We start from the raw sequence: 24,275 nt of genomic DNA, 5'->3' as shown, positions 1-24,275 counted from the left end.
ACATGAAAGCATTGGCAAAACTCGAACGCGCACCGGGCCTCACGCTGACGGATGTGAAGAAGCCCGAAGTCGGTCACAACGACGTGATGATCCGCATCACGCGCACCGCGATCTGCGGCACCGATATCCACATCTGGAAATGGGACAATTGGGCGCAAAAGACGATTCCGGTACCGATGCATGTCGGTCACGAATACGTCGGCGAAATCGTCGAGATGGGGCAGGAAGTGCGCGGCTTTGCAATCGGCGATCGCGTGTCGGGCGAAGGGCATATCACCTGCGGTTTCTGTCGCAACTGTCGTGCGGGACGCCGGCACCTGTGCCGCAATACGGTGGGCGTCGGCGTGAATCGCGAAGGTGCGTTCGCCGAATACCTCGTGATTCCGGCCTTCAACGCATTCAAGATTCCGCCTGAAATCTCCGACGATCTCGCTGCGATCTTCGATCCGTTCGGCAACGCCACGCACACGGCACTGTCGTTCAACCTGGTCGGCGAAGACGTGCTGATCACCGGCGCCGGGCCGATCGGCATCATGGCGGTGGCGATTGCGAAGCATGTTGGCGCACGCAATGTGGTGATTACCGACGTCAACGACTATCGCCTCGAACTCGCGCGCAAGATGGGCGCAACGCGTGCGGTGAACGTCTCGCGTGAATCGTTGCGCGACGTGATGGCCGATCTGCACATGGCCGAAGGTTTCGACGTCGGGCTCGAAATGTCAGGTGTGCCGAGCGCATTCACCGGCATGCTCGAAGCGATGAACCACGGCGGCAAGATCGCGCTGCTCGGCATTCCGCCCGCGCAGACCGCGATCGACTGGACCCAGGTGATCTTCAAAGGCCTCGAAATCAAGGGTATTTATGGCCGCGAGATGTTCGAGACCTGGTACAAGATGGTCGCGATGCTGCAAAGCGGTCTGGATCTGTCGCCGATCCTCACGCACCACTTCAAGGTCGACGACTATCAGGAAGCGTTTGCCACGATGCTCTCAGGCGAGAGCGGCAAGGTGATTCTCGACTGGACCGCTGCGTGAGCCAAAACGACAACGCACTCATGCGCAGCGCCTGAAACGAAAAGTCTGACCGACGACGCCTGAACCAGAACGCCCGCACCGCGCTCACGCGCCTGCGGGCGTTTTGACGAACTCGGCCTGAATACGCACATGAATATCGTCGCCGACAGCCGGGTACCACGTCGACAAACCGAACTTCGCGCGGCTGAAGTGACCGTCCGCGGAAAAGCCGAGCGTGTCTTTTTTCGTGAGCGGATCGGGGGCGAAACCGTTGAAGGTGACGTCGAGCGTGACCGGTTGCGCGACGCCGTGAATCGTCAGATCGCCACTCAACGTGCCGCGCGATTCGCCGGTTCGCTCAAACCGCGTGCTGGCGAAGCGCACCTCTGGAAAGCGCGACACATCGAGCATGCTGTCGCTTTTCACCATCTTGTCGAGTAGCGGCACATTCGTGTCGATGCTCGCGGCGTCGATCGTAATCGCCACGCTACTCTTGTCCATTCCGCCTTCGTTCCAGTCGAGTTGCCCCTGCTTGCGATCGAAGCGCATCGTAAAGCGCGAGTACTTGAAGTGATCGATGTCGAAGGTAATGCTGCAATGGTCCCGATCGAGATCGTAGCGACCGGCCGGCACGCGTGCTTCGTTCTGGCTGACCGTATGCGTGAGGACTCGCACGGGCGTGCAGGCCATCGAAGTCAGCAGTGCTGCGCTGAGTAGCGCACGCACCAACGACGCGCGGACAATAGAGCGGCTCATGATTTTCGTTCCAGTTGATCGATCGTCATCACAATAGCAGTAAGCGCGCCCAACGCGCCGAAGCGAGCAAAAACTTGACGAAGGAGAATGATCGTTCTAACCTTCGCACATGGCTACTCAAAACCCAACTGAATCGGCTGCGTCGGGCAGCGCGCGTGAACGGTTGCTCGATGCCGCGGAGGCGTTGATCTACGCAGGCGGCATCCATGCCACCGGTGTCGACGCGATCGTCAAGCAGTCCGGCACCGCGCGCAAAAGCTTTTACACGCACTTCGAATCGAAAGACGCGCTCGTCGCCGCCGCGTTGGAGCGGCGCGACGAGCGCTGGATGAACTGGTTTATCGCGGGCGCGTTGCAGCACGGCAAGACGGCGCGCGCGCACCTGCTCGGCATGTTCTACGTACTGCGCGAATGGTTTGCGTCGGAGGATTTTCATGGTTGCGCGTTTCTGAATGCCGCCGGCGAAATCGCCTCCGCGGAGGATCCGATCCGGATCGTCGCGCGTGAACACAAGGAACGCCTGCTCGCGTTCGTGCGAACCCAGTGCGATGACTACGCGGTCGAATCCGGTATGGACGCTCGCCGCGCCGCGCGCTTGTCGCGCCAATGGCTGATCCTGCTCGACGGCGCCATCGCCGTGGCGCTGGTCAGCGGCGAGACCGACGCCGCGCTCGACGCGCGAGCCGCCGCTGAAGCCTTGCTCAATACTGAGTCCGCCAGCGAATCGAACCCGATCGCAGGCCGGTCCGCGAGTCAATCCCCAAGCAAACGACCGCCATCCCGGCGCACCGCAACCTGACTGAGGAAACACTATGGCCGAGCCGATTGAAACCCGCCCTCCACTACCGCCGTTCACACGCGAGACCGCGATCCAGAAAGTGCGCGCCGCGGAAGACGGCTGGAATACCCGCGATCCCGAGCGCGTGTCGCTCGCGTACACACCGGATAGCGTGTGGCGCAACCGCGCCGAGTTCACGCATGGCCGCGCGGAGATCGTCGGCCTGTTGCGCCGCAAATGGGCAAAGGAACTCGACTACCGCCTGATCAAGGAATTATGGGCATTCACGGATAACCGCATCGCCGTGCGCTTTGCCTACGAATGGCACGACGACTCGAACAACTGGTTTCGTTCATACGGCAACGAGAATTGGGAGTTCGATGAGCATGGGCTGATGGCGCGCCGTCATGCCAGCATCAACGACCTGCCGATCCGCGAGGCCGATCGTCTCTATCATTGGCCGCTGGGCCGCCGTCCCGACGACCATCCAGGCCTGTCCGACCTCGGCCTCTAGGCCTCCTGGAGATTGAAGGTGGACACCTGCCTGGTGTTCACCGCTCTGCCATCGGTTCTCCGTTATCGTTGCGTCGGCGCTGCGGGGCACGTCCTGTGCCCGCGCGTCCGAGCGTGCCCTCCACATCGCCAGTGCGGGTTGAGGTACAGTGCGCGACGGACCACAAGTAAGAATGCCTAGAACATAGATGACACCGGCGCTCGATCGGTGGCGGAGAATACATGCATTTTCGTCAGACAAAAAAGCAGATTCGGCACGCGGCCGCGGCGCTTGTCGCGAGCCTGGCCGCGGCGTCCGGTGCGCATGCGGGTAATTGGTGCGATGGCGGCGTATGGATCGACGCAATGCTCGGCTCGTATCACATCAATCCCGACCCGAACACCCATTTCGAGCAATTCAATCCAGGCCTCGGCGTGGAATGCTGGATCAACAATCAATGGGCGGTGACGGCCGGAGGCTTTCGCAATTCGCTGCGGCGCCCTTCTTACTATGGCGGTGGCGTCTGGGCGCCCGAGTTCGCGCACTGGGGCATCGTGCGGATTGCGGCGATCGGCGGAATCATCTCGGGCTATAACTATGGCAACTGGGGCCTGGGCCGCAACCATACGATCGGACCGGTGGTCGCACCGATCGTGATGGTCGACTACAAGCGCGTCGGGGCTAACTTCATTGTGATTCCGCCGATCCCCTCGGACAATCTTCCGTTCACGATCGGGTTTCAGGTGAAGGTGAAGTTCTAGACGGATTCTGGCGAATACATGGCGTCATCGTGATCAAAGGTGAGGAACACCAGGAAATGACGTCACCACGGCCAAAGGTGAGGAATTCCAGGAGACGCAACCACCTCGACGAAAGGTGAGCCGTTCGAGGAGATGTCACCTTATCAGCAAGAGGTGAGTCATACCAGGAATCGAACTGCATCGTGGAAGCAAGCAAAGATATGCCAAAGGTGAGGAATTCCAGGAGATCGCTCGCCAAAGGTGAGCGATTCCAGGAGGTGAGCAATTGCCGCGTCGAGCACGCACCTGAAATAAGGTGAGGATTTCCAGGGAGTCTTCGTCATGGCCGCAGACGCTTCGAAGAGCTGGGTCGGCGAGGATTGTTCGATCGGCGTCACTAGAACAGGACGTCGATGCCGACGGTGACCGCTGTCTGACTGGACGCCCCGGCCGGGTTGAGCGTACTGACCACCGCGTGCTTGTACGACGTGTAGTCGACTTCGCCGTAGAGCGTGGTGCGCTTGGACAGCAGATACGCGAGCGAAATCACCGAGAGGCCGCGGCGGCTGGCCTTGTCGTTCGACACGGTGGTCTGGTAATAGCCGCCGTCGAAAATCACGTCCGGCGTGATGGTCCACGAAAGACCGCCAAAGGCGTTGTTTGTCACCTGGTGCGGTGCGGCCGGATTCTGCAGATCCTCGGACATGAAACCGCCCGACAGTCGTACCGGACCGATCTTGTAGGCGGCGCCGGCCATGTAATAACTGTCGCCGATGTAGGCCGTGCCGGTCAGTATGTTGCGATGCCCATACACGCCACCGACGCTAACCGGACCCGCGCTATAACTCACGCCGACTGAGCGCGTTGCTCCGCTGCTGAAATCGCCGGCGACGCCGCCGAACGAATTGTCCACTTCGAACAGCAACGGACCGAAAACGTTCTTGTACTTGACGTCGTTGTTGTTGCGCGTGCCGTCTGAGGCAACGGTCAACGGAAGGATCGGCGTGAAGTGGAAGCCGAACGGGTCGTAGATGCTGATGATGTCGTGCGAGATCGTGTACTGGCGGCCAAGGTCGAGCGATCCATACTTTTCATTTCCGATGCCGACGAAAGCCTGCCGGTTGAATTCAACGCCAGTGGTATTGTCGAACTGCCCGTTGCCGAGGTTGAAGCCGCTCTCCAACTGGAAGTGCGCGTTCCAGCCGCCACCCAGGTCTTCCTTCCCAAGGAAGCCGAGTTTGTTCGAACTGTAGTAACCGTTCGAATTCATCGTCACCACCGTGCCACCGCCTTTTACCGCATTCGTTTGATAACGGACGCCGCCGTCTGCCGTACCGTATAGCTGAACGCTCGACTGCGCATAGGCGGGCATTGCGCCCAGCGTGCCGGCTGCGGCCGACAGTCCAAAACCAATGGTTCTCCAAACCTTTTTTTTCATAGCATGTCTCCAATCTAATGTCGTATTTTGTGAAACGGCTGGCGATGGCATAGCTTTGCCATACGATTCGTATGACTAATTAAACTCGATAATTCCAACTCCGTTTGTCGGTTTCCGGCTGGGCCGGCGGCAGACTTTCATCCACGCCGCCGGCCGTGTGGCATGCGTTGCTAGTTGCCTGCGTGACCGCTCCTCGCCTGGTTGAGGCGGGCGGGCGGCGGGTCGGCCGGCTTGAAGCCGGTTTTCAGTTCATGGCGTAGCGCGACGCGGTCGAGTGCCTTTTCCCAGTTCGCGACCACGATAGTCGCCACACTATTGCCGACAATGTTGGTGAACACGAACGCGCTGGACATCGCCTTGTGAATGCCGAGAATCAGGGCGATCGATTCGACCGGAATCGTGTTCGATGCGGCGAGCGTCGCTGCCAGCACGGCGATCGCCGCGCCGGACACGCCTGCCGCGCCCTTCGACGTGAGCAGCAACACGGCCAGCAGCACCAACTGGTCGTGCCAGTTCATCGGCGTGTTGGTGGCCTGAGCGAGAAACACGGCGGCTGCGGCGAAGTACAGGCACGTGCCGTCGTGATTGAACGTGTACGCGGTCGGCAGCACCAGGCCCACCACCGATTTCTCGCAGCCGAGCCGTTCGAGCTTGTCGATCAGTTGCGGGAAAACGGTCTCCGACGAACTCGTGCCGATCACGAGCAGCAACTCCGCGCCGATATAGCGCATCAGGCGCAGCAGGCTGAAACCGTTGGCCTTCGCGATCGGCCAGAGAATCAGCATGATGAAGAGCGCGCAGGTCAGATAGAACTCGAGTACGAGTTTGCCGAGCGAGATCAGCGTACCGAAGCCGAACTTGCTGACCGTGAAGGCGATCGCGCCGAACGCGGCGAGAGGCGCGATTTTCATCGTCAGGCCGATGATCCAGAAGAGCGAGCCCGACGTCGCATCGATCAGGTTCAACACCGGCTGTGCGCGCTCGCCGATTGCGGCGAGGCCGAATGCAAACAGCACCGAGAAGAACAGCACCTGCAGCACGTCGCCGCCGGCGAACGCGCTGATCGCCGTGTGCGGAATCACATTCAGCAGGAATTCGCTCGTCGTGACGACGTGATGGGCTTGCGCGATGTACACGTCGACGGTGGCGGAGTGCACGCTGTGCATATCCACGTTCATGCCGACACCGGGCTTGAGCAGGTTGATGACGACGAGGCCCAGCACCAGTGCGAGCGAGGTCACCACTTCAAAATAGAAAAGCGCCTTGATCGCCACGCGGCCAACCTTCTTGAAGTCGTTGACGCCCGCGATGCCGCTGCACACGGTGCAGAAGATGATCGGTCCAATCAGCATCTGGATGATGCGGATGAAGGCGTCGCCGACGGGCTGCAGATTGATGCCGAACTTCGGGAAGAAGTAACCCGTGGCGACGCCCAGTGCCATACCGGCCAACACCTGAAAAGACAGGTCGCGGTAGAACGGCTGACGCGCCCTGGGTTTCGTGGCGGCGGACTTGCCGGGCAAGCTCATGGTGTCTCCTTGGTCAAGACGGCGAACTCGGGTTCGCTCGAAAATGGGGAAATGAACGGCCGCGACGTTAGTGCGCGGCGTCGCCCAGAATGCCAAGACTGTCGGCGAAGATTTCGTCGACACTCAGCTTGCGTGGCAGCAGTTGCTGCTGCTCGCAGAACGCAAGCGTTTCCTCAAGCGGACCGCGCAGCGCGTCGTAGCCGAACAGCAGCTTGTCCGGCTTGCCAGCGTGTCCCGCGGCGGCCGATGCCTTACCGCGGCACAGCAGGTCATACACAGCACGCACGGCTTGCGGATGCGTATCGGCCAGCGCCTTCGTGACCACGACGACGTGATTGATCGGAACGTATCGATGGAGGGCGTACCACGCACGGTCGGCGGCGGCCGCGTCGTCGATCAGCGGTTCGAGCCCCGGCTCGTCGGGTAGATCGTTGCCGAGGATGGCGGCATCGAGTTCGCCCGCGCGAAGCATCGGCAACAGTTGCTTGCCGGGTTCGGCGCGGTGCACGAAAGGCGGATCGCGATACTCCTCCAGATGCGCGCCTTCGATCGTGACCCATTCGATCTGATCGAGCGGCACGCCATAGGTCTGCTTCAGAATGGCGCGCACCCACATGCCGGTGGTCTGCGAGTAGGCGCGCACGCCGACTTTCTTTCCCGGGAGACGGCCCGCATCGAGTTTGCCACGCTGCGCATTGTAGATAATGCAGCCCTGCTGGAAGCGCGCTGCCACGACCGTGGGCAGCAGCACGACCGGCTTGCCGTAGGCCTTCGCCTGCAGATACGTGACGATTGCCATTTCGCTGACGTCGTACGCCTGACGGCGCGCCATCGGTGCGAACGCGCGGTGAATCGGTTCGACGTCCTCAAACACGAGTTCGACGGCGGGGTCGGTCAGTTCGCCCGCTTTCAGCGCCTGCGTGTGCGGATAGGTTTTCAACGCAGTCTTCAGGCGCAGCGGTTGTGTAGAGATGCTCACGGTCTTGTCTTCCTGTTTCGTTCGAGGCGTACGTATCAAGCGGCGAGCGCTGGATAAATCGTGCGCGCGGTGCCGCCGAAGATTGCTGCGCGCGCGTCGGCGGGCAGCATCGACAGACTCTCGCGGGCATCGGCGAGCAGTTGCGGCAGCGCGCCTTCGGCAGCCGGGAAATTCGAACCCCACGCGATGCGATGCGCGCCAAATGCGTCGAGCACGCGGGGGAAGAAGGCGGCGGGCGTCGAGTCACCACGCGCGGCTTCGGCGATCGTGCGGTTCGTGAGCTTCAGATACACACCCTGATGCGACGCGAGGCCGAAGAGCGGCGCGGCCGCTTCGTACGGCGGGCCGCCGGCGAGTTCGGGGCGTGCGAGGTGATCGAGCAACACCCGGATGTCCGGAAAGCGTGCGAGCATGTTCAGGAGTGCGGGAATCCCTTGCGCGGTCATCTGCAGGCAGATCGAGACGTCGTGGCGCTGCGCGTATTCCCATACCGGAAACGAGCGCTCGTCGTCGAGCCAGCCCGCCTGGCCAGGCATCGTGCTGCCGGTCGTGAAAAGGCGCAGCCCGGAGAGTCCCGCGTCGAGCCAGCGCTGCAACTGCGTGACCGCGTCGCTCGCTAGCACGTCGATCGAGAATACCCCTGCGAAGCGATCAGGATGGCTCCGCACCGCGTCGACCACATAACTATTGTCGTTACCGTACACTGTCGAAGCTTGAACGACCACCGCACGACCGATGCCGGCTTCGTCCATCAAGGCGAGCAGGCCTTCAAAACTAACGGGACGCTTCGCCGACCATTCCGACTGGTGACCGCCGACCGGTGCGAGCGGATAGCGTTGTTTATCTGGGGAAATTGCGTGAGTGTGCGTGTCGATGACGACAGACATGAACGTGCTCCTGACTGGAAACTTTTTGATCGGATGGACATTACTGTAAGTGGGATGTAGTCGAAGGCCCCAATATGAAGTGAGCCGCAAGGCATAAATTCTGGTTAAGCTAAGGGTTTTCACATAGCAATTCTGGAGAATCGATGGGTGTCGTCGAGCGCACGCCATCGGATGACGATCTGACGCGATTAAGGCGGCTTTTCCTGTTCGATGCGGTATGCGAGGCAGGTGGAATCGGACAGGCGGCCGCCCGCGCGGGGCGCACGCAACCTGCGGTGAGCCTCGCCGTTAGCAAGCTGGAAGCGAGCTTTGGCGGTCAGCTATTCGATCGCGGCTTTGGCGGCAGCGAACTGACGGAGGAGGGCGTGATCCTGCAGCGGCGCGTGCGTCGCATGCTCGATCAGATGGAGCGCGCCGTTGCAAACCTGACTGGCCAGGCTGCGGCGGCGAGCGCGGGTAAGATTTGCCGCCGTCTCACCGACACGCAGGTGCGCTGCCACATCGCGATTGCCAATGCGGGATCGGCGGCAGAGGCCGCGCAGTTGCTGGGCATCTCGCAGCCGGCCGTGCATCGGGCGGCGCGGCAGATCGAGCAGAATGTCGGCGTGTCGCTTTACCGCCGGCGTGTGCACAGCGTGTCGGCCAACCCCGCAGGCATCGAATTCGCGCGCTGTCTGAGTCTGGCGCTCTACGAAATCGCACAGGCGAGTGAGGATCTGGCCTACGCGCGCGGGCAGCTCACAGGGAAAGTGGCGATCGGCGTCTTGCCGTTGCTGCCGCCACGCCTCGTCGCGCGCGCTATTCAGCGACTGCGCAGCCGCTATCCTGCTGCGCGCGTGACAGTCGATGAAGGCTCCCACGCGCATCTCTTGCGCGAACTACGTGTCGGCGCTATCGATATCATCGTCGGCGGGCTGCGCGAGCCCCGCCTCACGGGGTCCGTGCAGGAGACGGAGCTGTTCGCCGACCCTTACGTGGTTGCCGTGCGCAAGGGGCATCGGCTGGCGGGGCAGAAAACCGTCGCGGCCCGCGACCTCGCCGGTTACGACTGGGTCATGCCACAGCGCAACGTGCCGCGACGCTCGGTGATCGATGCGATCTTCGCGCGGCTGCCGGTCAAGCCGCCGCTGGTGGTCGAGACCAGTTCGCTCGCGATGATGTTAGCGATGCTGGTAGAAAGCGATTGCATCACGCTCCTGTCGCGTGCGCAGATTCGCGAGGCCTATCCGGGCAGCGAGATGGTCGCGTTGGAACTGGAGACCCCTGAGGCAAGCCGGGCCGTCGGGTATACATTGCGTACCGACTGGCTCGGCACCGCCGTCCAGCAGGCGTTCATTGAGCACCTGCGTGAGGAATGCGCGTCTCGAATCTGACCGCGGGCCACGACGCGCTGTCGATGTTGATTCGCATCGAGAGGTGAGGTGTTCCAGGAGAGCGTTCGCCAAAGGTGAGCGATTCCAGGAGGTGAGCAATCGCCGCATTGAGTCCGCACCTGAAACAAGGTGAGGATTTCCAGGGAGTCTTCGTCACGGCCGCCGACGGTTCGAACGGCGGAATCGCAGCGGATTATTCCGTTGCGCCGACAGAGCTAACAGAGCACGACGACGCTACGTGCTTTCCCGCTCGATCAGACTGAACCCGACATCGACAATCTGTTCGCCGCTAGCGCGGTTTTCAATGCGGTCGACCAGCATGGTCGCCGCAAGCGTTCCGATTCTCGTGCCGTCGACTCTCATGGTCGACAACGGCGGTGTGGTGTCTTTCGCAAAATTCTGATCGCCGTAGCCAATCACCCGCAACTGCTCCGGCACGGCGATATCCCGGTACTCCGCTTCCATCAACACGCCCAGCGCCAGAATATCCGCGCCGCAAAAAACGGCGTCGATATCGGCGTGTGTGTCGAGCAAGCCTTTCAGCGCCCGTCGCCCGTCACCCAGATTCGCGGGTGACTCGACCGTCACGACGGGGACGGTGGAGATTGTCTTGCCGTTTCCGAACGCTTTGAGGAACGCCTTGGTGCGGGCCTGCGCGCGCCGGTCGCTCGGTGTGACGACCGCGGGCCGCCGCACGCCACGCGTCTTCAGAAAATCCGCAGCGGCCTTCCCAACGTGCTCGTGAGAAAACCCGACCAGCATGTCGATGGGCTCGCGTGTCAGGTCCCAGGTTTCGACAACGGGAATGCCGCACGCGCGCAGCTTTTGCCTCGCGCTCTGGGAATGAACGACGCCGGTCAGTACGATGCCGGCGGGCCGGCGGCCGATCACCGCATCGAGCAGGGCGTCCTCGCGCGATTCGTCGTATCCGCTTTGCCCGATCAGCAATTGGTAGCCCGACGCGGCAAGCTCGGTCGTCAGGGCGCCGACGGTTTCCTGAAACACGCTCCCGGCCATCGCGGGAATCAAGGCGACGATGAGATAGCTGCGAGTCGACGCCAGCGAACCGGCGATGAGATCGGGCGTATACCCGGTTTGCCGGACGGCCGCCTGGACGCGCTCCAGCGTATCGACCGAAACCAGTTCCGGCGTATTCAGTGCGCGTGAGACGGTCACCTTCGTTACGCCGACGAGCGCCGCCAGATCGCTCAGCGTCACGCGGCCGGAATTCTTGCGGGCACGCCGCGAGGCACTTCGTTCGACAGGGGCAAGCAGGGAAGTAGGCGGTTTGCTCACGACGTTGATGACTCAGGCCCGAAAAAAGTTGCTGGCGATTATCGCAAAAGCATACTACCATGCGTCCTATGTTACCGGTTACATGAACCGGTAACATCAATTAGAAGAAAGGCGATTGGCGCGAACCGAGTGCGTGCGCCACGGACTTGAGAGACAGGAGAGCATCATGTCGCAGGCTGGTACGGTGTTGAGCGAGCCGCTGATCCGGCTCAACGCCGCGGACAACGTACTGATCGCGCGAGAATCGCTGTCGATCGGACAGCAATTGTGCATCGGAGACACGGCGATCCGCCTGCGCGCGCAGGTCGCCGCAGGCCACAAAGTTGCCGCCTGCCGCATTCCGCGGGGTGCGCCGATCCGTAAGTACGACACCGTCATCGGTCTTGCGGCCCGCGACATCGAGGCTGGCGATCACGTCCACACTCACAACGTCGAACTGATCGATTTCGACCGCGATCCGGGCTTCTGCCTCGATGTGCGTCCGGTCGAGTACGTTGCAGAAGCTGAACGGGCAACATTCAACGGTATTGTTCGTCCCGATGGACGGGTTGCGACGCGCAACTTCATCGGGATCCTGGCATCGGTCAACTGTTCGTCGACCGTTATCAAGAATATTGCCGCCTGGTTTACGCCGGAGCGGCTCGCGCCCTATCCGAATGTCGACGGTGTGGTCGCGTTCGCGCAGACGAGCGGCTGCGGGATGTCCTCGCCCAGCGAGCACTTCGACGTCCTGCGCCGGACGCTCGCCGGCTATGCGCGCCATCCCAATCTTGCCGGCGTGCTGATCGTCGGGCTGGGCTGCGAGCGCAATCAGGTGGGCGATCTGCTCGATTCACAAGGACTGCGTGCCGGTCCGTCGGTCCACGCGTTGGTGATGCAGGACGAAGGCGGCACCCGGGCAACGATCGATGCGGGGATCGCTGCCATACAGAAGATGCTGCCGTCGGCTAACGACATCGAACGCCGCCCGGTGCCGGCGAGCCACCTTAAAATCGGTCTGGAATGTGGCGGCTCCGACGGCTTTTCGGGCATCACGGCCAATCCGGCTCTGGGCGCGGCCATGGACCTTCTGGTACGCCATGGCGGCACGGCCATTCTTTCCGAAACCCCTGAAATTCACGGCGTCGAATATATGCTGACGCGCCGCGCGGTGACACCGGAGGTCGGTCAGAAACTGCTCGACCGGCTCGCGTGGTGGGAGCGCTACACGCGCGGCCACAACGGTCAGTTCAACGGCGTCGTCGGGCCGGGTAATCAGAAGGGCGGACTCGCCAACATTTTCGAAAAGTCGCTCGGATCGGCGATGAAAGGCGGCACGACGCCGCTGCAGGCCGTCTATGAATATGCTGAGCCGATCGACCGGGCCGGCTTCGTCTTCATGGATTCGCCCGGCTACGATCCCGTCGCGGTGACGGGGCAGATTGCAAGCGGCGCAAACCTGATCTGCTTCACGACCGGCCGCGGTTCCATGTTCGGCTCGAAGCCGGCGCCCACCCTCAAGCTCGCGAGCAACACGCCGATGTTCGAGCGGCTGCGCGACGACATGGACATCAACTGCGGACGGGTCCTTGACGGAGAGCGGTCAGTCGAGGAGATGGGGAGGGATGTCTTCGAACACATCCTCCGGGCCGCCTCTGGTGAGCGCACCCGCAGTGAACTGCTCGGGCTGGGCGACCACGAATTCGTGCCCTGGCATATGGGTATCGTGAGCTGAAACACCACCTCATTCCTACAAAAAAAGCGGAGACAGAGATTGAACCAAGCCTTGCAACACGAGCCACGCAGCAAAGTGCGCTGGCTGGTGGCCGGTCTGATGTGGTCAGCCATCGCCATCAACTATATCGATCGGACGGTGCTGTCCGCCGCGGCCCCGCATCTTCAGTCGGAGTTCCATCTCAGCGCGATGGAGATGGGCATCGTGATGTCGGCGTTCTTCTGGTCGTATGCGTTGCTGCAATTGCCTGCCGGCATGCTCGCCGATCGCTTCGGACAGAAGATCGTGCTGGGTGCGGCCGTGTTCTGGTGGTCGCTTGCGACGGCCGTCACCGGACTCGCCACCGGCTTCAAGTCTCTCGTGGCTCTGCGGGTCATGCTGGGCATCGGCGAGGCGGGCGCGTATCCCAGTAACGCGGGCATCGCCTCGCGATGGTTTCCGCGCAAGGAACGCGCGACGGTGGCGGGCATCTTCGATAGCGGGTCGAAGCTTGGGGGCGCGGTCGCGCTGCCGCTGATCGCCTGGCTGCTGGCGACGTTCGACTGGAAGGTCACCTTTGCGATCACCGGTGCGCTGGGCCTCGTCTGGTGCGCCGTCTGGGTGTTGGCGTTCAAGAATTCGCCGGCCGATCACCGGCGCGTGAATGCGGCCGAGCTTGCTCACATCCGCGATGGCGAAGCGGCGTCGCGCTCCAACGGCGTGAGCACGGCCGCCGATGTCCCCTGGCACAGACTGTTCGCGCATCGGAACATCTGGGCCATGTGTATCGGCTTCTTCATGATCAACTACAACTCGTACTTCTTCATCACCTGGCTGCCGACGTATCTCGTCAAGGAGCGCGGCATGAGCCTGATGGAGATGGGCTTCATGGCTTCGCTACCGCTCGTTCTTTCGATGATCGTCGAGGTATTCGCGGGCTGGGCCTCCGATCGTGTGTATGCCTCCGGAAGGCTGTCGCTCACCGCGACCCGCAAGCTGTTTCTCGTTGTCGGCCTGGCGATGGCATCAAGCATCGGACTCGCAGCGTTCGCCACTTCTCCGCTCGTGGCCGTCGCGTTGCTCTGCGTCGCGAAGTCGGGCACGACCGTCGCCGCATCCCAGGTCTGGGCGCTGCCGGGCGATGTCGCGCCGGGGAATATGGTCTCGCGGGTTGCGGGAATCCAGAACACCGTCTCCAACATGGGCGGCGTGGTCGGTCCGATCGTCACGGGCGCGATCGTCGGCTCGACCGGTTCTTTCATTCCCGCGCTGCTGTTCTCGTCGGCGCTGATCGTGATCGCGATCCTCAACTACCTGTTCCTGCTGGGAAAGGTGGAGCCCATTCAATTCAATCAAGTCCCCATGGAGGCTAGAAATCGTGATGAACGCAACGTCGATGTCAGGGCTTAATCCATTCAAGGCGGCGCTTGCAAACGGCCAACGCCAGATTGGCTTCTGGCTTTCGATGGCCGATGCCTACCTGGCCGAAGTCAGCGCGACGGCCGGCTTCGAGTGGCTGTTGATCGACGCCGAGCACGCGCCGAACGACGTGCGCAGCATTCTTGCGCAGTTGCAGGCGGTCGCCCCGTATTCCGCCGAAGCCGTCGTGCGGCCCGTGAACGACGATCCGGCGCTGCTCAAGCGCTTGCTCGATATCGGCGCACGCAACCTCCTCATTCCGATGATCGATACCGCGGATCAGGCCCGCGCGTGCGTGGCCGCCGTACGCTATCCGCCCCATGGAATTCGCGGTGTGGGCAGCGCGGTGGGACGTGCGTCGCGCTGGAGCTTGCGAACCGACTATCTGGATATCGCGGACAGTGAAATCTGCCTGCTCGTGCAGGCGGAGACGGTCGCAGCGCTCGACAATCTCGAAGCGATCTGCGCGGTTGACGGCGTGGATGGCGTATTCATCGGGCCGGCGGATCTGGCCGCGTCGATGGGCCATCGCGGCAAGCCCGGCCATCCGGAAGTGCAGAATGCAATTGAAGCCGCAATGCGCACCATCGTCGCTTCAGGCAAGGCGGCCGGCACGTTGACCTCGGACCCGGTGCTTGCCCGGCGCTATCTCGAGCTTGGATGCACCTTCGTCGCAACCGGCGTGGACATCCTCATGTTCGCGAACGCGGCGCGCAAGCTCGCTCGCGAGTTCATCGAGCAGTGAGGAACGGTGAGGAATTCCAGGAGACGGGACCACCTCGACCAATGGTGAGGAATTCCAGGAGACGGCCTGCAAGGGTGAGCGATTCCAGACGGTGAAGAATCACCATGCTGGACGCGCACCTGGAATAAGGTGAGGATTTCCAGGGAGTCCACGTCATGGTCGCGGACGGTGATGCGGCGAGCGCTCCAAATCTCACCCTGTCGCGCGTCGATGCACGACCGAACCCACTCATCTCCTTACATCCTCTTCCATATACGAACAAAGCGTGAGCGCGACATCTTGCTCCGCGCCACGCCGCAAAAGCCGTGTGACCTGCGCCGTACGGCGATGTACACCAAAGCCCTAGTGCAGCAGAAGCGGCCACGCCGTCGCCATCTTGTAACTCTCTCGTAAAACATGATCTCGCGCGGGTTGATAAGTTGCGGATAACGCGTGTCGTCGCCGCTCGAGCAACGACTTTGCGTCACTGAAGATCTATCGATGGAGAAAGCATGAAGAAGCTGTTGGCAATCGCGGCGCTGGCCGCACTGAGCGCAACGTTGAGCGGCTGCTGGTGGGGGCCTCCGGGTTGGGGCGGGGGCGGTCCGGGCGGAGGTGGGGGTGGAGGTGGTCCCGGCGGCGGACCGCACGGTGCGATCGTCGTTCCTGACAACACCGCTCGAGGATGAGCCGGAAATCAGGCCAGAATCCAGGCCGATAACCCGGCCGACAACTACGCGGGAAACGTAAGCGTCACCACGAAACCCCCATCGGCGGCGTTATCGGCGTGAAAAGCGCCGCCGTTGTATCGCACGAGACGCCGCACGATCGCGAGCCCCAAGCCGCAGTGCGCATCGCCGCTACGCGCTTCATCGAGCCGCACGAACGGTTGCAGCGCGCGATCCAGCTGACTGCTGGGAATACCGCCGCCGTGATCGCGCACCTCGAGCGTGTACTTGCCGTCGCGGCGGGACGTCGAGATTTCCACCGGCGGCTCACCGTAAGTGAGCGCGTTCTCGATCAGATTGGTCAGGATCCGGTCGAGGTCGACAAGCGGCAACCCAAAGCCATCGCCGGCCTGCAGATCGAGGCGCACGAGCGCATCGTCCGCGAGACTGTCGCCATAGTGCCGGCGACAGTGAGCGTCGACGCTCGTGCTCGGCGAGGTATCCGCCGTCTCGCGTGCGAAATCGAGAAACTGCGTGACGATGCGCGACAACGATTCCGCGTCCCGCAAGAAGCCGCGACGGTTCGCTTCATCCGGCAGCAGATCCGCGCGCACCTGCATGCGCGTGATCGGCGCACGCAGATCGTGCGCCACGCCGGCCAGCATCACCGCGCGCTCCTGCTCGGCCTGCGCAAGTTCATGCACCATCTGATTGAAGTCGCCGATCAGCTCTTTCAGCTCGCGCGGGCCGCTCGCCTCCACGACCGGCGCGCGATGGCCAACGCGGAACTCGCGCGCGGCGAGTGCCAGCCGATGCAATGGCCGCTGCAATTGCCACGCGCCAACCAGCGCGATGATCACCGCCAGCACCAGCATCGTCGCCGATGCGCCCCAGAAGCGACGCGCCGGCAGCGTCGAGTTCTGCATCTTGAGCCAGCCGGGATCGTCTGCGTCATGGACCCAGACCGTACCGTTCTCGCTGTCGGTAACGACCTGGCTGCCGGCCGGCAACTTCTTGCGCAAGTCGAATTCGAACGGACCCGAGGTGTTCTCGCACGGCGCGGGACAGCCATACCGGATCGCGTCTCGCGAGTCGACATAAGACACACCGAGCGTTTCCGCAATGTGCGAGGCGGTGAGCGTGCCATCCTGCCTCGCCTGCAGCGCGAGGCGCACAGCGCGCTGCGCATGACGGGTATCGATCTGGCCGCGGTCACGGTCCACGAGGACGATGCCGATGATGTGCACCAGCACGATCAGACTCACCGTCATCAACGAGAGCCGGCCGAACAGCGTATTAAAGGGATTCTTCATTGTCATTGCCGCCGGGCACGAACATGTAGCCGATGCCGCGTATGGTCTGAATCCGGCGCGGATTCGCCGGGTCGTCTTCGAGCAGGCGGCGCAGGCGCCACACCGGTACATCGATACCGCGTTCGGTCACTTCCGAGTGCGGCCCGTGCAGCAGATCGACGAGCTTCGAGCGCGACAGCGTCTCCATGGGATGCGTGGCAAGCACTTCGAGCAGCGCGTATTCGCCGCCGGTCAGCTTGAGCGGTTCGTCATCGCGAAACAGGGTGCGCCTCGCGAAGTCGAGCCGGAAGCGGCCGAAGCGCAGCGCTTCGCGCTTTTCGGCTGTCGCTGCCGCAGACACCGCCGGTTGCGCGTGCCGGCGCAACACCGCATGAATGCGCGCGAGCAGTTCCTGCGGCATGAACGGCTTGCCGAGGTAGTCGTCGGCGCCGAGCTCCAGACCGACCACGCGATCCACGCCGTCCGCGCGTGCGGTCAGCATGATCACGGGAATCGTGTCGCCGTTCGCGCGCAATTGCCTGAGCGCGGTGAGTCCGTCGACGCCCGGCATCATCAGATCGAGCACGATGATCGACGGCCGCTCGCGTTCCAGCCGGCGTGCCAGATGGTTCGCGTCGTGCAGCACGGACATTTCGATGCCGCGTTGTTGAAAGAAGGTTCTGAGCAGGTCACGAAGGTCGGCGTCGTCGTCGACCAGTAAAACCTGGATGGGCGTGTCTGACATGGCTGGCCCTTGATCGATGAGGACAATTGACGGACGGCGCGGCCGTGCGCCTTTCGTACGTCGCAATATAGCGAATCGCGCGGTGGCAGCGGTTTCGGGTTCTTATACCCGCTTACAGTTTATTACGGTAGCTACCTTGGGTTCTATCCGGCTGCGTGAATCAGTCCCTGCCGCAACCCATGCCGGTGGGCGTCATACGGCCCGACGCATCGCAACATCACGCGCTTCGTTACAACTCGTAATCCTTGCCTAAGCCACCGTAAGACGCCGCTCACTATGCTGGGCCACCTCTCGCCGCTGGCGGCGTTACGCGGTTTCCTCCGGGCCCAGTGTGTTGGTTTGCGTGCAGATTCAAGCGCGTGGTCAGCCGATACGTTTTCACTCGCCCCGCTTTAGCGACCAACGCATGCCAGACGGCCCTTTGTCGAATTGAGTCGAAGGATGCCCACAGCATGCCGAATAACCCTGCCGCGTCCGGACCTTCTCCGCGCGCACCGAGATTCACCTATCTTGCCGCCGCTGTCGCCACCGCCACGTTTTTGCTGGCAGGTTGTGGCGACCAGGCGCCTCATGGACCGCCACAAACCGTTCCCGAAGTAGGCGTCCAAACGATCGTGCCGCACACCGTGGTGTCGAGTACCGAATTGTCCGGGCGACTGTCGGCGATCCGCGTTGCCGAGGTCAGGCCGCAGGTCGAAGGCATCGTCAGAAAGCGTCTCTTTACGGAAGGCGCACTGGTCGCAGCCGGCGCCGTGCTCTACCAGATCGACCCGTCCAGCTACCAGGCAACGTACGACCAGGCCGTCGGCACGCTCGCCAAAGCCGAGGCGACCGCGAGCGCCGCGCAGACCAAGGCCACCCGCTATGCCGAACTCTCGAAGATCGAAGGCGTGAGCAAGCAGGACTACGACGACGCCGTCGCCTCGCTGGCGGAAGCGAAGGCCGACGTGGTCGCCGACCGTGCCGCCTTGAAGACCGCCGCGATCAATCTCGGCTACACGAAGGTCGTCGCGCCCATCGCGGGACGGATCGGCAAATCGAGCGTGACCGAGGGCGCGCTCGTCACCGCGGAGCAAACCACCGCGCTCGCGACGGTCCAGGCGACGGCCGAGATGTATCTCGACGTCACGCGCTCTTCCGCCGACTGGTTGCGGCTGCAGAAAGAATTCGCCAGTGGCCGGTTACAGCAGGCGGGCCGGGACGGCGCGGTCGTTCATCTCGTGATGGAGGACGGCAGCACGTACACACAGCCTGGCAAGCTGCTGTTTTCCGATATCACCGTCGACGCCACCACCGGTTCGGTGACCTTGCGTTGCGTGTTCCCCAATCCGGACGGCGTGCTGCTGCCCGGCATGTTCGTGCGTGCCCGGCTCGAAGAGGGGGTGAACCAGCAGGCGATCACGGTGCCGCAGCTCGCGGTCTCGCGTGCCTCCGACGGCTCGGCGAGCGTGCTGACAGTCGGGGCCGACAACAAGGTCACGCAAACGCCCGTCACGGCGGACACCGCTTCGGGCGCCGACTGGCTCGTCACGAGCGGCCTCAAGGCGGGCGATCGCGTGATCGTCGCCGGATCGCAGAAAGCGCGTGCGGGCGGCGTCGTGAAGCCGGTCGAGTCGCCTGCCTCATCGGGTGCGCCCGCCACTGCGGCCGCTACGTCGGCCGCCCATAGCTAAAGCGAGACACTCATGGCAGGTTTCTTTATCAACCGACCGATCCTCGCGTGGGTCATCGCCATCGTCATCATGATGATCGGCGGCGCCTCCATCGGGACGCTTCCGGTCGAACAGTATCCGAGTGTGGCGCCGGTTTCCGTGCAGATCACGGCGACCTATCCGGGCGCCTCGGCCGAAACCGTGGCGACCACCGTCACGCAGGTGATCGAGCAGAAGCTGAGCGGCATCGACCATCTGCTCTACATGTCGTCCACCAGCAGTTCGGCCGGACAGGCCACCATCACGCTGACGTTCCAGCAGGGCACCAATGCCGACATCGCCCAGGTGCAGGTGCAGAACAAGGTCGAACAGGCGAGTTCGTCATTGCCGCAGACGGTTCAGGACCAGGGTGTGCAGGTCGCGAAGGCGGCCAATGCGTTTTTGATGATCGTGTCGCTGTCGTCCACGGACGGCAGCATGAATTCCATCGATCTCGGCAATATCATCGCCACGCAGATCGAAGATCCGCTCACGCAGATCAACGGCGTCGGCGACGTGACGCTGTTCGGCGCCCAGCACGCCATGCGCATCTGGCTCGATCCGGTGAAGCTGCAGGCCGTCGGCCTGACTACCGGCGACGTCACCACCGCGATCACCAATCAGAACGTGCAACTCTCGGTCGGCCAGATCGGCGGCTCGCCGTCCACGAAGACGCAGGCGCTCAACGCGACCATTTCCGCGTCGAGCCTGCTCACCACGCCAGCGCAGTTCGGTGCGATCCTGCTGCGCGTGAATAGCGACGGCTCGAAGGTCCTGCTGAAGGACGTCGCGCGTGTCGAAGTCGGCGGCGACGATTACAGCACGGACTCGCGTCTGAACGGCAAGCCGGCGGCCTCGCTCGCGGTCAAGCTCGCGAGCGGCGCGAACGCGATGAGCGTGGCCAAAGCGGTACGCGCCAAGCTCAACGAACTGAGCGGGCAATTGCCGCACAACGTGGTGGTCGACTACCCGTACGACACCACGCCGTTCGTGCGCATCTCGATCGAAGAGGTGGTGAAGACGCTGATCGAAGCAGTGATGCTGGTTTTCGTCGTGATGTACGTGTTCCTGCAAAATCTGCGCGCGACGTTGATTCCGACCATCGTCGTGCCGGTCGCGTTGCTCGGCACGTTTGCCGTGATGTCGGCGGTGGGCTTTTCGATCAACGTGCTGTCGATGTTCGGGCTCGTGCTCGCGATCGGGCTGCTGGTGGACGATGCGATCGTGGTGGTGGAAAACGTCGAGCGGCTCATCGCCGAAGAGGGGCTGTCGCCCGTCGAAGCCACGCGCAAGGCAATGAAGCAGATCACCGGCGCACTGGTCGGCATTACGACTGTGCTGATTGCCGTGTTCATTCCGATGGCGTTTTTCTCGGGGTCCACCGGCGCGATTTACCGGCAGTTCTCGATCACGATCGTCGCGGCGATGCTGCTCTCCGTGTTCCTCGCGTTGACGCTGACACCGGCGCTGTGTGCGACCATGCTGCGGCGCGTGGACGTCGAGCACCACCCGAAGCGCGGCGTGCTCGGCTGGTTCAACCGTGTGCTGACTCGCGGCACCGCTCGCTACGATTCGACGGTCGCGCGCGTGATCGGCAAGCCGATGCGCTATATGGTGATCTACTTGCTGATTGGCGGCGTGGTTGCGCTGCTCTTCATGAAGCTGCCGTCGTCTTATCTGCCGGACGAGGATCAGGGGATCATCATCACGTCGATTTCGGCGCCCGTCGGCACACCCGCTGCGCAGACGCTGGAAGTCGTGAAAAAGGTCGAGGCGTATTACCTCGGTCTGCCGCAGGTGGACAAGATCATCGCGCTGACGGGCTTCAGCTTCAACGGCTCGGGTCAGAACAACAGCCTCGCCTTCGTCAAGCTCAAGGACTGGAGCACGCGGCGCGGCCGCGACGGTTCGGCGGCCGCGATCATCCAGCGCGCCAACATGCACTTCGCCGCCTCGCGCGACGCACAGATTTTCGCGCTCAATCCGCCGGCCATTCAGGAACTCGGCACGCAGAGCGGCCTCGACTTCGAACTGGAAGATCGCGCCGGGCAGGGCCACGACAAGCTGATGGCCGCGCGCCAGCAATTGATCGCGCTCGCCTCGCAGGACAGCGCGCTGTCCGGCATGCGCCCCGGCGGCCTCGACGATACGCCGCAGTTCCATGTCGATATCGATCGAGAAAAGGCGAGTGCGCTCGGACTCTCCATCGCCGACGTGAACGACACCTTGCAGACCGCGTTCGGCTCGTCGTACGTGAACAACTACGTCGACACGGGACGCATCCAGAAGGTCTACGTGCAGGCCGACGCGCCCTACCGGATGATGCCGTCGGATATCGGACGGTGGTATGTGAAGTCGAGCACGACAAGCAGTTCGAGCACGAGCAGTTCGAGCAGCACCTCGACGAGCAGCACCAGCAGCACAACCACCGCGGGCTACGACGGCCAGATGGTTCCGTTCTCCGCGTTCGCCACCGGCAAATGGACTTTCGGGCCACCGCAGATCGAACGCTTCAACCGCACGCTGTCGATGCAAATCACCGCGCAAACCGGCGCGAACACCAGCACGGGCCAGGCGATGGCCGCCGTCGACGCGCTCGTGAAGAAGCTGCCCGCCGGCTTCGGCATCGACTGGACCGGGCAATCGTACCAGGAGCGCCTTGCCGGATCGCAGGCGATCTACCTGTACGCGATTTCGCTGATCGTGGTGTTTCTCTGTCTGGCCGGTCTGTACGAAAGCTGGTCCATTCCGATCGCGGTGATTCTGGTCGTACCGCTCGGCGTGCTCGGCGCGGTACTGGGCGCGCACATCCGCGGGCTGTCCGACGACATCTACTTCAAGGTCGGCTTGCTCGCCACCATCGGGCTCTCCACCAAGAACGCGATCCTGATCGTCGAATTCGCCAAGGACCTGCAGGCGCAGGGCCGCAGCCTGATCGACGCCACGCTGGAAGCTGCGCGATTGCGTCTGCGGCCGATTCTGATGACCTCGCTTGCTTTCGTGTTCGGCGTGCTCCCGCTGGTCATCAGCACCGGCGCCGGCTCCGCGAGCCGGCATGCAATCGGTACCGGCGTGATGGGCGGCATGATCGCCGCGACGCTGCTCGCCATCTTTTTCGTGCCGGTGTTCTTTGTCGTCGTGCGCCGCCTGTTCGGCGAACACGGCGATGCCAAGCAACAGGAAGGTGTTGAATGATGAGACTCAAATTGGGCGCATGCATGGTGGCGTTTGCCGTCGCCATGCTGACAGGGTGCACGCTGGATCCGCACTATGAACGGCCCGCGGCACCCGTTGCCGTGGCTTATCCGAAAGGCGATGCGTACGAGAGCACTAGCGCCGCGGCTTCGGGAACGGCTGCGGCTTCAGCTTCGGAAACTGCAGCGGCTCCGGGAACAGTTGCTCCGAGCACGACGACTGCAGCAGCGCCGCTCGGCGCCGACATGGCGTGGCGCAACTTCTTTCGCGACGAGCGTCTCCAGCGGCTGATCGAAATCGCGCTCGACAACAACCGCGACTTGCGCGTGGCCGCGTTGAACGTGGCCGAGTACGAGGCGCAATATCGCATCACGCGTGCCGCGCTCGCCCCGTCGATCAGCGCGAGCGGCAGCCTGACCCGCGAGCGCACCTCGGGCGTGACCACCAGTTCCAGCGACGTGAACGTCGGCACCACGTCATGGGAGATCGACTTCTTCGGACGCTTGCGCAGCCTCAAGCGCCAGGCGCTGGAGAACTATCTCGCGACCGATGCGTCGCGGCAGAGCACGCAGATCAGCCTGATCGCGACGGTGGCGACCGACTACCTCACCCTGCTGTCCGACGAGCGCCTTCTGCAAATCACCGAAGACACGGTGAAGGCGGACCAGTCGACATACGATGTGACAAAGCGCATCCAGGCGTTGGGCAATTCGTCGATGCTCGACGTGCAGCAGGCGCAAAACTCGTTGGCGAGCGCGAAGGCGAGCCTTGCGTCTTATCGGCGCGCCGTCGCGCAGGATCGCAACAACCTGGTTGCCGTGCTCGGTGCGCCGATTCCCGACGACCTTCCGCCTGCCCGCGAATTCGACGACGAGTCGATGTTCGCCGACATCGGTGCGGGCGTGCCGTCGCTGCTGCTCACCCGTCGTCCCGACATCGTGCAGGCGGAACACGCGCTGAAGGCGGCGAATGCGAACATTGGCGCCGCGCGTGCCGCGTTCTTTCCGAAGATCGAGCTGACCGCTTCGGCCGGCACATCGAGTTCGACGCTCTCAAGTTTGTTCAAGGCGGGGACGGGCGCCTGGGCGTTTGCGCCGAGCGTGTCGGTGCCGATCTTCGACTACGGCAGCAACAAGGCCTCGCTCGACGTCGCCAAAATCGAGAAGCAGATCGAGGTCGCCGATTACGAAAGCACGATTCAAACGGCGTTCAAGGAGGTCTCGAACGCGCTGACCGCGCGTGCAACTTACGTCGATCAGGTGGCGGCGGATCGCGACTATGTGGCGTCGTCGCAGCGCTATTACTCGCTTGCTCAGGCGCGCTACAAGGCGGGTACCGACAGCTTCCTCACGTTCCTCGACGCACAGCGAACGCTCTACACCGCGCAGCAGCAGCTCGCGACGGATAGTCTGTCGCGACAGGCCAATCTTGTGACCTTGTACAAGGTGTTAGGCGGCGGTTGGCAGGGAAGCTAAAAGCCAAAAGGTGAGAACATTCGGGAGTGTGTGCGGTGATAATGTTGCTCCCTGTCGGCGCACTTTCGATTCGAAGGTGAGAAGATTCGGG

Annotated in this window: 20 protein-coding genes; 12 read left to right on the top strand and 8 right to left on the bottom strand. The window is 62.7% G+C overall.

The features are described 5' to 3' along the window. Positions 1 to 2 precede the first annotated feature (2 nt). Positions 3 to 1,034, top strand: a complete 1,032-nt coding sequence (tdh, locus tag DSC91_RS14445; RefSeq protein ID WP_115779851.1) for an L-threonine 3-dehydrogenase — start codon at positions 3 to 5, stop codon at positions 1,032 to 1,034. A gap of 84 nt (positions 1,035 to 1,118) precedes the next feature. Here the strand turns inward: tdh and DSC91_RS14440 are convergent, their stop codons facing one another. Beyond that, positions 1,119 to 1,769 carry a YceI family protein gene (locus tag DSC91_RS14440; RefSeq protein WP_115779255.1) on the bottom strand — a complete coding sequence of 217 codons (651 nt, stop codon included), beginning with the start codon at positions 1,767 to 1,769 and terminating at the stop codon, positions 1,119 to 1,121. 109 nt (positions 1,770 to 1,878) lie between these two features. Between DSC91_RS14440 and DSC91_RS14435 the strand changes: the two genes are divergently transcribed. The 3 genes from DSC91_RS14435 to DSC91_RS14425 all read left to right on the top strand — a co-directional run bounded on the left by DSC91_RS14435 (position 1,879) and on the right by DSC91_RS14425 (position 3,801). After that, positions 1,879 to 2,568: a TetR/AcrR family transcriptional regulator gene (locus DSC91_RS14435; RefSeq protein ID WP_115779253.1), complete on the top strand. Its 690-nt coding sequence runs from the start codon at positions 1,879 to 1,881 to the stop codon at positions 2,566 to 2,568. Between the two features lie 13 nt (positions 2,569 to 2,581). Next, positions 2,582 to 3,061, top strand: coding sequence for a nuclear transport factor 2 family protein (locus tag DSC91_RS14430; RefSeq protein ID WP_115779251.1), 480 nt, complete (start codon positions 2,582 to 2,584; stop codon positions 3,059 to 3,061). Positions 3,062 to 3,282: 221 nt separating this feature from the next. Beyond that, the gene (locus DSC91_RS14425) at positions 3,283 to 3,801 is read left to right on the top strand and encodes a hypothetical protein (RefSeq protein ID WP_115779249.1); all 519 of its coding nucleotides are present in this window, start codon (positions 3,283 to 3,285) and stop codon (positions 3,799 to 3,801) included. Positions 3,802 to 4,177: 376 nt separating this feature from the next. Here the strand turns inward: DSC91_RS14425 and DSC91_RS14420 are convergent, their stop codons facing one another. The 4 genes from DSC91_RS14420 to DSC91_RS14405 form a co-directional block, all read right to left on the bottom strand. Next, positions 4,178 to 5,218, bottom strand: coding sequence for a porin (locus DSC91_RS14420; protein WP_115779247.1), 1,041 nt, complete (start codon positions 5,216 to 5,218; stop codon positions 4,178 to 4,180). 170 nt (positions 5,219 to 5,388) lie between these two features. Next, the gene (dctA, locus tag DSC91_RS14415; protein WP_115779245.1) at positions 5,389 to 6,747 is read right to left on the bottom strand and encodes a C4-dicarboxylate transporter DctA; all 1,359 of its coding nucleotides are present in this window, start codon (positions 6,745 to 6,747) and stop codon (positions 5,389 to 5,391) included. A gap of 67 nt (positions 6,748 to 6,814) precedes the next feature. Continuing rightward, positions 6,815 to 7,726 (bottom strand): substrate-binding domain-containing protein, encoded by a 912-nt coding sequence (locus DSC91_RS14410; protein WP_115779243.1) that lies wholly within the window; start codon positions 7,724 to 7,726, stop codon positions 6,815 to 6,817. Between the two features lie 35 nt (positions 7,727 to 7,761). Beyond that, positions 7,762 to 8,613: an amidohydrolase family protein gene (locus DSC91_RS14405; protein ID WP_115779241.1), complete on the bottom strand. Its 852-nt coding sequence runs from the start codon at positions 8,611 to 8,613 to the stop codon at positions 7,762 to 7,764. 143 nt (positions 8,614 to 8,756) lie between these two features. Between DSC91_RS14405 and DSC91_RS14400 the strand changes: the two genes are divergently transcribed. Further along, positions 8,757 to 9,986 carry a LysR family transcriptional regulator gene (locus DSC91_RS14400; protein WP_115779239.1) on the top strand — a complete coding sequence of 410 codons (1,230 nt, stop codon included), beginning with the start codon at positions 8,757 to 8,759 and terminating at the stop codon, positions 9,984 to 9,986. A 234-nt stretch (positions 9,987 to 10,220) separates the two neighbouring features. Here DSC91_RS14400 and DSC91_RS14395 read toward each other — a convergent pair whose 3' ends face one another. Then, positions 10,221 to 11,198: a LacI family DNA-binding transcriptional regulator gene (locus tag DSC91_RS14395; RefSeq protein WP_115779850.1), complete on the bottom strand. Its 978-nt coding sequence runs from the start codon at positions 11,196 to 11,198 to the stop codon at positions 10,221 to 10,223. A 250-nt stretch (positions 11,199 to 11,448) separates the two neighbouring features. Here DSC91_RS14395 and DSC91_RS14390 point away from each other — a divergent pair, with 250 nt between their 5' ends. The 4 genes from DSC91_RS14390 to DSC91_RS37865 all read left to right on the top strand — a co-directional run bounded on the left by DSC91_RS14390 (position 11,449) and on the right by DSC91_RS37865 (position 15,807). Then, positions 11,449 to 12,996, top strand: a complete 1,548-nt coding sequence (locus DSC91_RS14390; RefSeq protein ID WP_115779237.1) for a UxaA family hydrolase — start codon at positions 11,449 to 11,451, stop codon at positions 12,994 to 12,996. A 99-nt stretch (positions 12,997 to 13,095) separates the two neighbouring features. After that, positions 13,096 to 14,385, top strand: a complete 1,290-nt coding sequence (locus DSC91_RS14385; RefSeq protein WP_115779849.1) for an MFS transporter — start codon at positions 13,096 to 13,098, stop codon at positions 14,383 to 14,385. Then, positions 14,372 to 15,139: a 4-hydroxy-2-oxoheptanedioate aldolase gene (hpaI, locus tag DSC91_RS14380; protein ID WP_115779848.1), complete on the top strand. Its 768-nt coding sequence runs from the start codon at positions 14,372 to 14,374 to the stop codon at positions 15,137 to 15,139. Before DSC91_RS14385 ends, hpaI begins: the two co-directional genes overlap by 14 nt. A 491-nt stretch (positions 15,140 to 15,630) precedes the next feature. Beyond that, complete coding sequence (locus DSC91_RS37865; RefSeq protein ID WP_167470500.1) at positions 15,631 to 15,807, top strand: hypothetical protein; 177 nt, start codon at positions 15,631 to 15,633, stop codon at positions 15,805 to 15,807. A 44-nt stretch (positions 15,808 to 15,851) separates the two neighbouring features. Here DSC91_RS37865 and DSC91_RS14375 read toward each other — a convergent pair whose 3' ends face one another. Together DSC91_RS14375 and DSC91_RS14370 are read right to left on the bottom strand one after the other, a co-directional pair. After that, complete coding sequence (locus DSC91_RS14375) at positions 15,852 to 17,099, bottom strand: ATP-binding protein (RefSeq protein ID WP_115779235.1); 1,248 nt, start codon at positions 17,097 to 17,099, stop codon at positions 15,852 to 15,854. Then, positions 17,083 to 17,823, bottom strand: a complete 741-nt coding sequence (locus DSC91_RS14370; RefSeq protein WP_115779234.1) for a response regulator — start codon at positions 17,821 to 17,823, stop codon at positions 17,083 to 17,085. Before DSC91_RS14370 ends, DSC91_RS14375 begins: the two co-directional genes overlap by 17 nt. Before the next feature lie 452 nt (positions 17,824 to 18,275). Here DSC91_RS14370 and DSC91_RS14365 point away from each other — a divergent pair, with 452 nt between their 5' ends. Genes DSC91_RS14365 through DSC91_RS14355 form a run of 3 tightly spaced genes read left to right on the top strand, consistent with a single transcriptional unit; the run spans position 18,276 to position 24,184 of the window. After that, a complete protein-coding gene (locus DSC91_RS14365; protein WP_115779232.1) occupies positions 18,276 to 19,496 on the top strand; it encodes an efflux RND transporter periplasmic adaptor subunit in 1,221 nt (406 codons plus the stop codon). Positions 19,497 to 19,508: 12 nt separating this feature from the next. Next, a complete protein-coding gene (locus DSC91_RS14360; RefSeq protein WP_115779230.1) occupies positions 19,509 to 22,709 on the top strand; it encodes an efflux RND transporter permease subunit in 3,201 nt (1,066 codons plus the stop codon). Next, a complete protein-coding gene (locus DSC91_RS14355; RefSeq protein ID WP_373291849.1) occupies positions 22,706 to 24,184 on the top strand; it encodes an efflux transporter outer membrane subunit in 1,479 nt (492 codons plus the stop codon). The genes DSC91_RS14360 and DSC91_RS14355 overlap by 4 nt, the downstream gene beginning before the upstream one ends. Positions 24,185 to 24,275: the final 91 nt, after the last annotated feature.

The organism is Paraburkholderia caffeinilytica (assembly GCF_003368325.1).
GTDB classification, from domain to species: Bacteria; Pseudomonadota; Gammaproteobacteria; order Burkholderiales; family Burkholderiaceae; genus Paraburkholderia; species Paraburkholderia caffeinilytica.
This window is presented reverse-complemented; position numbering and strand designations above follow the sequence as displayed.